This is a genomic window from Amycolatopsis sp. lyj-112 (genome assembly GCF_046549055.1).
GTDB lineage: Bacteria > Actinomycetota > Actinomycetes > Mycobacteriales > Pseudonocardiaceae > Amycolatopsis.
The window spans coordinates 133,416-146,858 of sequence record NZ_JAJPWS010000003.1; the positions used below are offsets into that span (position 1 = coordinate 133,416).

The 13,443-nt window shown below is 69.8% G+C and carries 11 protein-coding genes; 6 read left to right on the top strand and 5 right to left on the bottom strand.

The features are described 5' to 3' along the window. Positions 1-101 precede the first annotated feature (101 nt). Both ACLJRL_RS12555 and ACLJRL_RS12560 read right to left on the bottom strand, forming a co-directional pair. Positions 102-1,238, bottom strand: a complete 1,137-nt coding sequence (locus tag ACLJRL_RS12555) for a glycosyltransferase family 4 protein (RefSeq protein WP_410656903.1) — start codon at positions 1,236-1,238, stop codon at positions 102-104. A 40-nt stretch (positions 1,239-1,278) separates the two neighbouring features. After that, positions 1,279-2,373 (bottom strand): glycosyltransferase family 4 protein, encoded by a 1,095-nt coding sequence (locus tag ACLJRL_RS12560; protein ID WP_410656305.1) that lies wholly within the window; start codon positions 2,371-2,373, stop codon positions 1,279-1,281. 19 nt (positions 2,374-2,392) lie between these two features. Between ACLJRL_RS12560 and ACLJRL_RS12565 the strand changes: the two genes are divergently transcribed. The 3 genes from ACLJRL_RS12565 to ACLJRL_RS12575 are packed head-to-tail and all read left to right on the top strand — an operon-like array spanning position 2,393 to position 6,958. Further along, positions 2,393-3,331, top strand: a complete 939-nt coding sequence (locus ACLJRL_RS12565; protein WP_410656306.1) for a glycosyltransferase family 2 protein — start codon at positions 2,393-2,395, stop codon at positions 3,329-3,331. 32 nt (positions 3,332-3,363) lie between these two features. Next, a complete protein-coding gene (locus tag ACLJRL_RS12570; protein WP_410656307.1) occupies positions 3,364-5,877 on the top strand; it encodes a glycosyltransferase in 2,514 nt (837 codons plus the stop codon). Beyond that, positions 5,870-6,958, top strand: a complete 1,089-nt coding sequence (locus tag ACLJRL_RS12575; protein WP_410656308.1) for a glycosyltransferase family 4 protein — start codon at positions 5,870-5,872, stop codon at positions 6,956-6,958. Before ACLJRL_RS12570 ends, ACLJRL_RS12575 begins: the two co-directional genes overlap by 8 nt. Before the next feature lie 79 nt (positions 6,959-7,037). Here ACLJRL_RS12575 and rfbD read toward each other — a convergent pair whose 3' ends face one another. Next, positions 7,038-7,916, bottom strand: coding sequence for a dTDP-4-dehydrorhamnose reductase (gene rfbD, locus ACLJRL_RS12580; RefSeq protein WP_410656309.1), 879 nt, complete (start codon positions 7,914-7,916; stop codon positions 7,038-7,040). Then, a complete protein-coding gene (rfbB, locus tag ACLJRL_RS12585) occupies positions 7,913-8,896 on the bottom strand; it encodes a dTDP-glucose 4,6-dehydratase (RefSeq protein ID WP_410656310.1) in 984 nt (327 codons plus the stop codon). The genes rfbD and rfbB overlap by 4 nt, the downstream gene beginning before the upstream one ends. Before the next feature lie 152 nt (positions 8,897-9,048). Here rfbB and ACLJRL_RS12590 point away from each other — a divergent pair, with 152 nt between their 5' ends. The 3 genes from ACLJRL_RS12590 to ACLJRL_RS12600 all read left to right on the top strand — a co-directional run bounded on the left by ACLJRL_RS12590 (position 9,049) and on the right by ACLJRL_RS12600 (position 12,740). Then, positions 9,049-10,599, top strand: coding sequence for an LCP family protein (locus ACLJRL_RS12590; RefSeq protein WP_410656311.1), 1,551 nt, complete (start codon positions 9,049-9,051; stop codon positions 10,597-10,599). Between the two features lie 91 nt (positions 10,600-10,690). Further along, entirely contained in the window at positions 10,691-12,022 is a 1,332-nt protein-coding gene (locus ACLJRL_RS12595; protein ID WP_410656312.1) for an LCP family protein, read from the top strand. 10 nt (positions 12,023-12,032) lie between these two features. Then, positions 12,033-12,740, top strand: coding sequence for a TIGR03089 family protein (locus ACLJRL_RS12600; protein WP_410656313.1), 708 nt, complete (start codon positions 12,033-12,035; stop codon positions 12,738-12,740). A 78-nt stretch (positions 12,741-12,818) separates the two neighbouring features. On the opposite strand, the gene ACLJRL_RS12605 is transcribed toward ACLJRL_RS12600, so the two are convergent. Next, on the bottom strand, positions 12,819-13,244 hold the full coding sequence (locus tag ACLJRL_RS12605) for a DoxX family protein (protein ID WP_410656314.1): 426 nt from the start codon (positions 13,242-13,244) through the stop codon (positions 12,819-12,821). Positions 13,245-13,443 lie beyond the last annotated feature (199 nt).

The following is a 13,443-nucleotide window of genomic DNA, read 5'->3' on the forward strand; positions in this document are numbered from 1 at the left end:
ATACTCGGCCCCACAGGGACCTCGCACCGACAACTATACCCCAATCCCGCACCGCGACTCACGGCGAGGAAGGCGCTGGGAGCTGACCCGCCAGTGCCCCTTCAGCCCGCCCGACGCTGCGCGTGCCGGTGCCAAGCTTTCGCGTAGGCCTCCCGGTGCCGCTCCGCGGTCGTGGCCCACGAGAACTCCTTCGCCCGCCTCTGCGCCGCTTCGGCCAGCTCCGCGCGCCGCGAAGGGTCGTCGAGCAGTTCCGTGATCGCCGCCGCGACGTCGCCGGCGCCGACACCGCAGTACGCGACCGCGTCCCCGCCGACCTCCGGCAGCGAAAGCCGCCGCGTCGTGAGCACGCTCGCGCCGCAGGCCATCGCCTCCAGCACCGGCAGGCCGAAACCCTCGCCGAGACTCGGATAAGCGACCAGTTCGGAGCCTCCGAGGAAGCCGGCGAGCGTGTCGAAAGGCATGTATCCGGCCCGGATCACGCGCAGCCGGTGCGGTACGGCGTCGAGCGCGCGCTCGACCTGCGAATCCCAGCCCGGCTGCCCGGCCAGCACCAGCGCGGGCGGGTTCGGCCTGCCGATCACGGCGCGCGCGAAACCGCGGATCAGCGCCGGCACGTTCTTGCGCGGCTCCAGCGCGCCGAGAAACGCGACGTACGGCGTCTTCCCGAGCCCGACGGCCTGTCGCGCCGCCTCGACTTCGGCGGGCGACGGCGGATGAAAGCGGTCCGCATCGACACCGTGGTGGATGATCTCGATGTCGGCCGTCCGCGTCTGGCCGACGCGCTCCAGTTCGCTCGCCGTGGCGATGCTCGGCACCACGCACAGCGTCGCGCGGCGAAGCGCCGTCGCGGTCCAGGCGCGGAAGAAGCGCGCCTTCACCGAGGAGTGCAGTACCGCGTCGGTGAAGAAGGTCGCGTCGTGCAGCGTCACCACCGAAGCGGCCGGGCTGGCCAGCGGCATCGTGTAGTGCGGCGAGTGGACGACGTCGGCGGCGAGGCGCCGGACCAGCCGGGGCAGTGTCGCCTGTTCCCAGGTCAGCCGGGCCGTCCGGGTCGACGTCGACGGCGAGGTGGGCACGATCCGCGCCCCGGGCGCCAGCCGGTCGTACAGCACGGCGTCCCGCGGCTGGCAGACGACCGTGATCCGCGCGCCGTCCTCGTCGAGTGCCGCGACCAGTGAGTCCACGTAGCGACCGACGCCACCCCGGTCCACGGGAACGGCGGTCGCGTCGATCAGCACGCGAGGGTCATCGGTCACCCCTGCAGGGTACGGCGGCGCACTAGCCCCGCGGTCGGGAACCGACAAACTGATCGCGCAGGTGAAGGCCCCAAACAGCGGATGCCGCACGCTTCCAGGTGAACTCACTCGACCGGCTGAGACCGCCATCACGCAGGGCGGCAGCCCTTCCGGGTGTCTCGAGAACGTCTTTCAGGGCATCGGCAAGCGCTTGCGCATCACCCACAGGTACGACGACGCCCGCTCCCCCGGCCACCTCGGCCAGCGCCGGGACGTCCGAGTGCACCACCGGCACCCCGGCCGCCATCGCCTCGATCAGTGGCAGCCCGAACCCTTCGGCCCGGCTCGGCATCGCCAGCACCGACGCGCCCTTCAGCACGTACGCCAGCTCCGCGTCGGTCACCTTCCCCAGCAGCCAGACGTCGGCGCCGTGCTCGCGCGCCAGCGCCCCGGGGTCGATCCCGCCCCAGCCCGGCTGCCCGGCCAGCACCAGCGGCACCCCGATCCGGCCGGCGGCGTCGATCAGCACGTCGATGCCCTTGCGCGGCTCGATCGTCCCGATCGCCAGCACGTACCGCTCGGGCAGCGCCACCTCGGCGAACGAAACGCCAGGCCGGACGCCGTGCGGGATCACGCGCACCGGCACCGAAACCGGCACCAGCCCGGCGAGCTCGTCCGCGACCGCTCGCGTCGGCACGGTCAGCGCGGTCGCGCGCCGCGCCGCGCGGGCGATCACCGCCTTGTGCCACGCGACGCCGCGCGGGGTCAGCGTCTCGGGATGCGTCCACGGCACGGTGTCGTGCACCGCGACCGACAGCGTCCGCCCCTTCGGCACACGAGCGGGCGCGAGCGGCGTCGGCGCGTGGACCGCGTCGCCGCCCGGCCACCACGGCAGGCCCAGCTGCCAGGCCGCGATCAGCGCCCGAGGCGGGACCGGCAGCACACGCGGCCCCTCGACGCCCTCGACCAAGGCCGCGTCGACAGTGTCGATATCGGAGTGCCGCGCGACCACGCTCGACACCGTCCAGCCCGGCGGCGCCGTCTCGGCGAGCGCCCGCAGCAGTTCGGCGGTGTAGCGGCCGGTTCCGCCGGGGACGGGCGCCAGCAGCTGCTCGGCGAGCACGACCAGTTCGGGCATGGTCTCTATTCTCTCTGGCATGACCGACGCCGAGCCCAGCACCACCGTCGTCGTGGTCACCTGGCGCGGCGCCGCGCACATCACCGCCTGCCTCGACGCGCTCGCCGCGCAGTCCCGCCCGCACCGTGCGTTGGTCGTCGACAACGCCTCCGATGACGGCACGGCCGCGCTGCTGGCCGCCCATCCGTCCCGGCCCGAGGTGCTCCGGCTGCGGCGCAACACCGGGTACGCCGGCGCCATGGCCGCCGCACTGGACAAAGTGGACACCCCCTTGATGGCCTGGCTGAACGACGACGCCGTGCCGGGTCCAAACTGGCTCGCGACCTGCGAAGACACCCTTGAAAAGGCTCCGCTCGCCGCTGCCGTGAGCGCCCGGCTGGCGCTCGCCGACGGCACCGTCCAGTCCACCGGCGTCCGCCTCACCGCCGACGGCCACGGCGCCGACCTGACCGAACCCGCCGACGAGGTGTTCGGCTTCTGCGGGGGCGCGGCGGTGCTGAACGCCGAGGCGCTCCGGTCCGTCGGCGGCGTCCCGGCGTCGTATTTCTGCTACTACGAGGACACCGACACCGCCTGGCGGCTCCGGCTGGCGGGCTGGGACATCGTCAGCGCGGACGCCGAGGTCACCCATGAGCATGGTGCGAGTACGCACCCCGGCTCGGTCCAGTTCCACCTGTGGAATGAACGCAATCGTTTGCTGACCCTTCTCCGGTGTGCCCCGAGGTCGATCGCGATCCGCCAGCTGGTGAGGTTCGCCGCACTCACCCTCGTCCTCCCCCTCCGAGGGCTCCGTCATACCAAGAAACCAGCGGCACCCAATTTCCGTCTGAGCCTCCGGTGCCGGGTCCTCGGCGCCGTCGCGGCCCGCCTGCCTCGCACGCTGCTCGAAAGGCGGGCCATCGGACGGCGCGCGGCGCTCGGCCGAGGCGCGGTCTGGGAGGCGTGGGCCGGGCCTTAAGCTTGGGCCAATCGAGTGCAGGGAGTACTGCTTTGACGCAGGGGGAAACGCAACCGGTCGTCTCGGTGATCGTGGTGAACTATCGCGGGGCCGCCGACACCGTCACCTGCCTGCGCGCGCTCGCTGAACACGATTACCCGAACCTCGAGGTCATCTGCGTCGACAACGCCTCCGGCGGCACCGACGTGGCCGAGATCAAGGCGGCGGCTCCGGGCGTCAAGCTCGTCGAGTCCCCGGTCAACACCGGTTTCGCGGGCGGCTGCAACCTCGGCGCGAAGCACGCCACCGGCACCGTCCTCGCCTTCCTCAACAACGACGCCCGCCCGGCTCCCGGCTGGGTGCGCACGGCCGTCGCCGAACTGCGCGCGCAGCCGACGGTCGCCGCGGTGGCCAGCAAGGTCCTCGATTGGGAGGGCACCGGCACCGACTTCGTCGACGCGGGCCTGACCTGGTTCGGCATGGGCTACAAGCGCCACGCGGGCAGCCCGCTGGCCGACGTTCCCGCCGCCGAGCACGAGACCGCCAAGGACGTCCTGTTCGCCACCGGTTCGGCGATGTTCGTCCGCGCCGGGGTGTTCGCCGAACTCGGCGGCTTCGACGAGCGGTTCTTCATGTTCTACGAGGACGTCGACCTCGGCTGGCGGCTGAACCTGCGCGGCTGGCGCGTCCGGTACCTGCCGGAGTCGCTGACCTACCACAAGCACCACGCCACGATGTCCACAGTGGACGCTCCCGACTCCGGTCGCGAGACGTTCCTGCTGGAGCGCAACGCCTTGGCGGCGCTGTACAAGAACCTCTCCGACGAGACGCTGTCGCGTGCGTTGCCGGCGGCGCTGGCACTGGCCGTCCGCCGGGCGACCGCGCGCGGCGACCTCGACGCCACCCAGCTCGACCTCGCCCACGGCGTCGGCCCGGCCGAAACCGGCCCGGTCGCGGTGCCGAGGACCACGCTCGCCGGGATGCTGGCGATCGACCAGTTCGTCGAGCTGCTGCCCTCGCTGGCCGAGTCGCGCGCCGTCGAACAGGCCGCCCGCGTCCGCACCGACGCCGATCTTCTTCCCTTGATGCGCAAGGCTTTGGAGCCCGCGTATCCGCTTCCGCGCTACCTCGCCGCGCACGACATCCTGGTCGAGACGTTCGGCATCGAAGCGCTCTTCGGGCAGCGCCGCAAGATCCTGGTGATCACCGGGGACGCGATCACCGAGCGGATGGCGGGCCCGGCGATCCGCGCGTGGAACATCTCCGCGACCCTCTCCGCCGAACACGACGTCCACCTGGTGACGGTCAACCCGCGCGCCGACCCGCCCGCGGCGGCGTTCCAGGTCAGCGCGGCGACGCGGCGCGAACTGGAGGCCCCGATCGCCTGGGCCGACATCATCGTGCTGCAGGGCCACGTGCTCGAACTCGCGCCCGCGCTGAAGAAGCAGTACGCGCACAAGATCGTCGTCGCGGACCTGTACGACCCGATGCACCTGGAACTGCTCGAACAGGGCAAGGGCGTCGCCGACGACAAGCGCGCGAAGGACCTCATCGGCGTCACCAAGGTGCTCGACGCGCAACTGGAGCGCGGCGACTTCTTCCTGTGCGCGTCGGAGCGGCAGCGCCACTTCTGGCTCGGGCACCTGGCCGCGATGGGCAGGCTGACGCCGCGTCTGTACGACGCCGACCCGACCACGCAGTCGCTGCTTTCGGTGGTCCCGTTCGGGCTTTCGCCGCAGGCGCCGACGCGCACCGGCCCCGGCCTCCGGTCCACTTTGGACGGTATCGGCGAGACCGACCACGTCGTGCTGTGGGCGGGCGGGGTCTACAGCTGGTTCGACCCGCTCACCCTGGTCCGCGCGATCGAGAAGCTGCGGCAGCGCCGGGGCGACGTCCGCCTGGTGTTCCTCGGGATGAAGCATCCCAACCCCGAGGTCGCCGAGATGGACATCGGCGCACGCACCATGCTCCTTTCGGAGACCCTCGGCCTGACCGGCAAACACGTGTTCTTCAACGAGCACTGGGTGCCCTACGAGGAGCGCCAGAACTGGCTGCTGGACGCGAATTGCGGCGTCACCACGCACTTCGAGCACGTCGAGACGACGTTCGCGTTCCGCACGCGGGTGCTGGACTACCTGTGGGCCGGCCTGCCGATCGTCACCACCGACGGCGACGCGTTCGCCGACCTGGTCCGCGAGGAACGCCTGGGCGTCGTCGTCCCGGCCGAAGACGTGGACGCGCTGGCCGAGGCGCTCGAGAAGTCCTTGTACGACGAGGAGTTCGCGGCGGGCTGCGTCGAGCGGATCGCCGCGGTCGCCCAGCGCTACGCCTGGCCGGAAGCGCTGAAACCGCTCGTGGAGTTCTGCCGGAACCCGCGTCCCGCGGCCGACCGGCTGCCCGGCTCGGAAGACCTGGTGCTGACCGAAGCGGTGCGGGGCAAGGAAATGCTGCGCCGCGACGTCGACCTGATCCGCGAATACCTCTCCGACGGCGGCCCGAAGGAACTCGCGCGGCGCGTCGGCGGCCGAGTGGTCAAGGTCGCCAAGCAGAGGCTTCGCCGTGGCTGACCGTCCCTTGCGCGTCCTGCTCGACGGGACCCCGCTTCTCGGTGCCAGGACCGGTATCGGCCGGTACACCGTCGCGTTGTCCGAAGAGCTCGCTTCAATGCCCGAAGTGGACACTCGCGCGGTCGCGTTCACGTTGCGCGGCTGGCGGCGCCTGCGGAAGGTGCTGCCCCACGGCGTGCAGGCCCGCGGGATGCCCGTCGCGGCACGGTTGCTGCGCAAGGCGTGGCTGCGATCGCAGCTACCGCCGGTGGAACTGTTCGCCGGTCCGACGGATGTCGTGCACGGAACCAACTTCGTGCTGCCCGGCCGGTTCCGCGCGGCGGGCGTGGTGACGATCCACGATCTGGCCTTTTTGGACGCTCCCGAGGAACTCGCGCCGAGCGATCACGAACTGCCGCAACTGGTCCGCCGCGGCGCCCGCCTCGCCGACGTCATCTGTACGCCCACCAACGCCGTCGCCGACCGGATCGCCGAACGGCTCGACGTGGACCGCCGCAAGATCGTGGTCACCCCGCTCGGCGTGAATCCCGCATGGTTCACCGCGCGCCCGCCGGACAAGGAGCGCCGGAACGAACTCGGCCTCCCCGACAAATACCTGCTCTTCGCCGGTGCCCCCGGCCCTCGCAAGGGCCTCGCCTGGCTGCAGCGTGCCCACGACGCCGCACCGGATCTACCGGAACTGGTGTTCGTCGGTCCCGGCTCGTTCTCGGTGGGACCGCGTTCGCGGCACGTCGGCTACCTGTCGGACGTGAACCTGCGGAGGGTCGTCGCCGGGGCGAGCGCGCTGGTGCTGCCTTCGCGCGACGAAGGCTTCGGGCTCCCCGTACTGGAGGCGATGGCGTCGGACGTGCCCGTGGTGTGCACGGACATCCCGGCGCTGCGCGAAGTCGCCGGGAACTGCGCGAGCCTGGTGCCTTACGAAGACGTCGACGGTCTCGTCGAGGCTCTGCGGATCGCCGTCAGCGACCCGCACGCCGTCGCCACCTCGGCCGCTCGCCGCGCCCACGTCGCGAACTTCACCTGGCGCGCGTGCGCCGAACTCACCGTCGCCGCCTACCGCCAGGCCAGCACCAAGCACTGACCCCCTTCGCGTTTCGTCCTCTACTTGCGGTAGTTGCCCACTGCAAGTACCGCAACTAGAGGACGAAACGCGGCAAGGATCAAGAAGCGAAGTAGGCCTTCAGCGCGTCGGGCCAGTCCGGCATCGGCGTGAGGCCCGCCTCGAGCCACGAAGCGTTCGACAACACCCCGTACGCCGGCCGGACCGCCGGACGCGGGAAATCCGCCGTCGTACAAGGCTTCACCCGCGCCGGATCCGCGCCGAGTTCCGCGAAGATCGCCTGCGCGAACCCGCACCACGTCGTCGACCCGCCACCCGTGCAGTGCAGCACCCGCTGCGCCGGTCCCTGCCCGGAAACGATCCGCCCGGCCAGCTCCAGCAGCCCGGCGGCGAGATCACGCGACCACGTCGGCGACCCGGTCTGATCATCCACAACGGACAGAACTTCGCGCTCCTTTTCCAGGCGCGCCATGGTCTTCACGAAGTTCGACCCGCTCTTACCGTATACCCACGACGTCCGCACGATCCAGGATCGCGCACCGGAGCCGAGTACGGCGTCCTCGCCGGCCGCCTTCGTCCGGCCGTAGGCGTTGAGCGGTCCCAGCAGATCGCCGGGCTCGTACGGCGAAGTCGCGTCCCCGGCGAAGACGTAGTCCGTCGACACGTGGATGAGCGGAACTCCGCGCGAGGAGCACACCGCGGCGAGTACCCGGGGACCGTCCGCGTTCACCGCGAACGCCCGCTCTTCATCGGTTTCCGCCGCGTCGACGGCGGTGTAGGCCGCCGCGTTGATCACCACCGGCGACGTCCCGGCTTCCCGCGCCCGGTCGGCCAGGTCGACCACCGCGGCGACGACCTCGCCGGTGCTGCGCACGTTCAGTTCCGCCGACGACGGCGTGGACGCGTCCGGTAGCAGCGCCGCGATGTCCTGCCCCAGCTGGCCGGACCCGCCCGGCACGAGAATGCTCAGCACCGTCATTCCCCCGCGGGGTTCTTCAGCGGCTCCCACCAGGACCGGTTGCCCGCGTACCAGGCGACCGTCTCGGCCAGACCGTCCTCAAAGGACACCTGCGGCGTGTATCCCAGTTCCTCGCTGATCTTGGTGATGTCGACCGAATACCGGCGATCGTGCCCCTTGCGGTCCTCGACCGGTTCGACGCTGTCCCAGCCGGCGTCCACGGCGGTCAGCAGCAGCTCGGTCAGCTCGCGGTTGGTCAGTTCGGTGCCACCGCCGATGTTGTAGATCTCGCCCGGCCTGCCGCCATCGGCGACGAGCTGGATGCCACGACAGTGATCGTCCACGTGCAGCCAGTCACGCACGTTGAGTCCGTCGCCGTACAGCGGGACCTTCTTGCCGTCGAGCAGGTTGGTCACGAAGAGGGGAATGACCTTCTCCGGGAATTGGTACGGACCGTAGTTGTTCGAGCACCTCGTGACACAGACGGGCAGACCGTGTGTCCGGAAGAACGAACGTGCCAACAGATCCGAGGACGCCTTCGAAGCCGAGTACGGCGAATTCGGCTCCAACGTGTGGTCTTCGGTCCAGGAACCCTCGTCGATCGACCCGTACACCTCGTCGGTGGACACGTGCACGAACTTCCCGACCCCGGCTTCGAGCGCACCCTGCAACAGGGTCTGCGTGCCGAGCACATTGGTCAGCACGAAGTCCGCGGACCCCGCGATCGAACGGTCCACATGGGACTCGGCGGCGAAGTGCACGACCAGGTCGATACCCCGCATCAGGTCGCTGACCAGGGCGGAGTCGCAGATATCGCCCTTGACGAACCGGTAGCGCGGGCTCTTGTTCACCGGCTCGAGGTTGGCCTCGTTGCCGGCGTAGGTCAGCTTGTCGAGCACGACGACCTCGGCGTCGGCCAGGGTCGGATACGCCCCGCTCAGCGCCTGGCGCACGTAATGCGAACCGATGAACCCGGCTCCTCCGGTGACCAGCACCCGCATCCCGGGATCCTCCTTTGACGACTTTCGGACCAGCCGAGTGTGTCACGACCGGGGCAACCTTTCACCAGCCTACGGACGTCTAACAGAGGGATCAGTAAAGTCTTCAGAGAGGCACGAGTGTGCCCTGGGGAGAAAGTCGTGGAGGACCGCACGTGACCGAGTGGCCCGGGCCACCCATTCCGGCGCGCCGTGGCGGCGGCGCCGTGGTGTTCGCCCGTCGTGGGGTGAAGGTCGTGTTCAGCCTGTTCTCGATCACGATCCTGGCGCTGACCTGGTGGGGCTGGCAGTTCATCGGCGACCCGTCGAAGGGGTTCGCCACCACCAACATCTTCGAGGACAACGGCCACCCGCCGGCGAAACCGCTGGACGGCGCGATCGACATCCTGCTGGTCGGCCAGGACAGCCGCACCGACGCGCAGGGCAACCCGCTGCCGCGCGAGGTCCTCGACATGCTGCACGCCGGGAACTCCGACGGCGAGCGCCAGACCGACACGATGATCCTCGTGCACATCCCGCAGAACGGCAAGAAGGCCGTCGCGATCTCCTTCCCGCGCGACTCGTGGGTCGAGATCACCGGCGGGTTCGGCAAGCACAAGCTCAACAGCGCGTACGTGTACGCCTACAACGACACGTCGAAGACACTGCAGCAGCAGGGCAACGCGGATCTCAAGGACGTCGACGCGAAGGCGAAGGACGCCGGCCGCAAGAACCTGATCGCGACGCTGGAGAAGTTCATCGGCAAGCCGAAGATGATCGACCGGTACGCCGAGGTGAACCTGTCGAGCTTCTACGAGATCACCAAGGCGATCGGCGGCGTCGACGTCTGCCTCAACGGCCCGGTCAAGGAAAAGAAGTCCGGCGTGGATCTGCCCGCCGGCCGCTCGACCGTCGAAGGCGTCCAGGCGCTCGCGTTCGTCCGCCAGCGGTACGACCTGCAGAACGGCGACCTCGACCGGATCGCCCGGCAGCAGGCCTTCCTGTCCGGGCTGGCGAACAAGGTCCTCTCGACCGACGTCCTGGCCAACCCGGCGAAGATCGCGGGCCTCATCGAAGCGGTGAAGAAGTCGGTCGTGCTGTCGGCGGGCTGGGACCTGCCGGAGTTCGCCGAGCAGATGCGCGGGCTCACCAGCGGCAACGTCGAGTTCCACACCATTCCGACCCAGGGTGACGCGACCATCGGCGGCGCCGCCGTGCTCAGGGTCGACCCGGCGCAGGTGCAGGCCGAGATCAGCCGCCTGGCCTCCGACGGCCAGCCCCAGTCGCCCGAGACGTCGGCACGCCTTCCGGGCGCGGAAGCGGTGACCGTCGAACTGTTCGACGGCTCCGGTTCGCCCACGGTCGCCACCGAGACCCGGAACCTCTTGCAGGGCAAGGGTTTCAAACTCGCGGCGGATACCAAGCTCAGCACCCGCAACTCCACGGTCATCCGGTACGCGCCGGGTGACGACGACGCGCTCGCCCTGATCCGGCAGGTGTTCGGCACCACGGTGCAGGCCGAGGCGGATCGCGACGTCGCCCCGGGCAAGATCCGGGTCCTGCTCGGCAAGGACTTCAAGGGGGCGTCCGCCGGTGCCGGCGGTGCGGCCACCACCCCGCCGAAGTCGTCGAACGCTTCGAGACCGGCTCAACCCTCGTCCAGCGCACCGGCCGCTCCGCCCTCGAGCGCGCCGATCGTCGCGGGCGGAGTGCCCTGCGTCAACTAATGTCCGGGTACTCAGCGTGGCCGTACGCGAGTTGGCCTAGCCTTCTCCTACGATCGGACTAAGCGGGCAGCGGCAGGGGAGGTGAACAGGGATGGACAGCGAAGACAAGGCGGCCGACGAGCGTCCGGAGGAGCCGGATGCCGAGGAGCCGACATCGGAAGACACCGGCGACGAGGCCAAATCGGACACCGAGAGTGACGAAAAACCCCGGTTCATCCCGACGCCTTACCCGCGCAATCCGCTCCCCCAGCCGACCGCCCCGGCCGAGGACGAACCTGTCTCGGGCGTCCTCTCCGTCCCCGAGCGGCCGCTGCGCCGCGCCGGCCGGATCACCCGCCGGATCGCTCTCGGGCTCGTGTCGCTGCTCGCCCTCGGCACGACGGGCTACGCCTACGTCACCAAGGACCAGCTGCAGAACAACGTCCCCACGACGAACGCGCTGAGCAAGCCGGACGACCCCGCCGCCCCGCCCGCCGACGACGGCGCCAACGACATCCTCCTGGTGGGCAGCGACGCGCGCACCGACGCACAGGGCAATCCGCTGCCGCCCAGGGTTCTCAAAGAACTGCGGACCGAGGAGAAGCCGGGCGTCAACACCGACACCATCATCATCCTGCGCATCCCGAAGAACGGTGGAAAGCCGTCCGGTGTCTCGATTCCCCGCGACACCTGGACCGACATCCCCGGCCGGGGCAAGAACAAGGTCAATTCGGCGTACGGCGTCGCGAAGACCAACTACGCCAACGCCCACCGCGGTGAGCCGGACCAGGCGAAGCTCGAACGCGATTCCGACCAGGAGGGCCGCAAGGCACTGGTCCAGACCGTTCAGGACCTGACGCAGATCCGCATCGACCACTACGCCGAGGTCAACCTGCTCGGGTTCTACCTGCTGACCGAGGCGCTGGGCGGGGTCAAGGTCTGCCTGAACCACTCCACCGAGGACAAGGACTCCGGCGCCGACTTCCGGCGCGGGGAGCAGGTCGTCTCGGGCGGTGAGGCGCTTTCCTTCGTGCGCCAGCGGAAGAACCTGCCGCGCGGCGACCTCGACCGCATCGTGCGGCAGCAGACGTTCCTGTCCTCGGCGCTGAACCAGGTCCTTTCGGCGGGCACGCTGACCAGCCCGTCGACGATGGGGAACCTGATGGACGTCGTGCGCCGGTCGATAGTCCTCGACGAGGGACTGGACCTGCTGGAGTTCGCGCAGCAGGCCAAGGGGATCGCGTCCGGCGACCTGACGTTCACGACCATCCCGGTGGTGAACATCAACGGGCGGAGCGCCGACGGCCAGAGCATCGTCGAGATCGACCCGGCGGCCGTGCGGACCTTCGTCACCGGCCTGGTGGGCCGGGGCGCGCCCTCCGGGGGCGGCGGCGCGCCGGGCGCGGCACCCGTGCTCGCCGCGGGCGTTCCCTGCGTGAACTAGCTTGGGGGGCGTGAGCCTCACCGAACTGCTGCTGCGACCCCTGCTCGGGTCGCCCGCGAAACCGCTGATCACGCACTACGACGACAAGCAGGGCAGCCGGGTCGAGCTGTCCGTGGCGACCACGGTGAACTGGGCCGCCAAGACCGCGAACTGGCTGGTCGACGAGTTCGACGTCGAGCCGGGCGACGAGGTCGCCGTGGTGCTGCCGTCGCACTGGCAGACCGCCGGCGTCCTGCTGGGCGCCTGGTGGTGCGGCGCGAGGGTGGTGACGGACACCGCGGGCGCGCGGGTGGCGTTCATCGTGCCGGACGGCGCTTCCGACGCGGACGCCACGGCCGTCGTCTCGCTGCATCCGATGGGTCTCGGGCTGCCCCCTGGCGCCCTGCCGGACGGGATGCTGGACTACCTGACCGAGGCGCGACTCTCGGGCGACCAGTTCAGCCCGCTGTCGCCCATCCCGGGCGACACCCCCGCACTCGGATCGTCCACTGTGGACGAAGTACTCGCCGAAGCCCGTTCCCGGGCTTCAGGCTTGGGGCTGTCAGTCGAGGATCGCGTGCTGTCCACTGTGGAATGGACCGGCACCGAAGGGATTCTCGACGGGTTCCTGACGCCTCTCGCGGCCGGCGCCCACCTCGTCCAGGTCACCTATGCGGACCCGGCCAAGCTGGCCGCCCGTCGCGAAGCCGAGCGGACGACCGCGGATCTCCCTGCCTGAAGTACCTGAAGTGCTATGAACGGGCCTTTCCTTGCAAAATTTGCAAGGAAAGGCCCGTTCATAGCATCCGAGGGAGGGTCAGGCGTCCTGAAGCTGCTTCGCCTCACGCTTGCGTCCGAAGAGGACGTGGTCGAGCGAGAACTTCCCGGCGTTGAAGCCGAGCGCGAGACCGGCCACCGCCAGGACGAGGACGAGTTCGTAACCGCCCTGACCGGTGAGGCCGTTGTCGAGGTGCACCGAGAGCAGCGCGCCGACGGAGACCACGACGAAACCGAGGCCCACCAACGGCGTCAAGAAACCGGCGATGAACAAGACGGCTCCCACGATCTCCACCGCGATCGCGAAGATCGCGGCGAGCGTCGGCAGCGGAATGCCCGTCTGCTCGAAGAACTTCGCAGTGCCGTCGATCCCGTTTTCCCACTTCTGCAGGCCGTGGGCGAGGAACACCACACCGACCCCGATCCGGCCCAGCAGGAGAGCGACATCCTTGAAACGAGCGAACATCGGGTATCAGCTTTCTGGTCGGTGAATATTCAACTGGCCGGGCCCACGGTAGGACACCGGGCACCCCCGGCGGCACCTCCGGAGCGTGATCGACAGGTATCCGACAGGAACCGACAGCCGACGAACAGGCTCGGCGACGTGTCCTTTGTGGAGGATTGACCGCGGGATTCCCCCATCCGGCGCCGTTTGCACACCGCCA

Bases quoted from the DNA above. Each gene is read 5' to 3' on its own strand.
- ACLJRL_RS12560 (WP_410656305.1), bottom strand. From the start codon at position 2,373: ATGCCCGAACTGGTCGTGCTCGCCGAGCAGCTGCTGGCGCCCGTCCCC.
- ACLJRL_RS12565 (WP_410656306.1), top strand. From the start codon at position 2,393: ATGACCGACGCCGAGCCCAGCACCACCGTCGTCGTGGTCACCTGGCGC.
- rfbD (WP_410656309.1), bottom strand. From the start codon at position 7,916: ATGACGGTGCTGAGCATTCTCGTGCCGGGCGGGTCCGGCCAGCTGGGG.
- rfbB (WP_410656310.1), bottom strand. From the start codon at position 8,896: ATGCGGGTGCTGGTCACCGGAGGAGCCGGGTTCATCGGTTCGCATTAC.
- ACLJRL_RS12595 (WP_410656312.1), top strand. From the start codon at position 10,691: ATGGACAGCGAAGACAAGGCGGCCGACGAGCGTCCGGAGGAGCCGGAT.
- ACLJRL_RS12605 (WP_410656314.1), bottom strand. From the start codon at position 13,244: ATGTTCGCTCGTTTCAAGGATGTCGCTCTCCTGCTGGGCCGGATCGGG.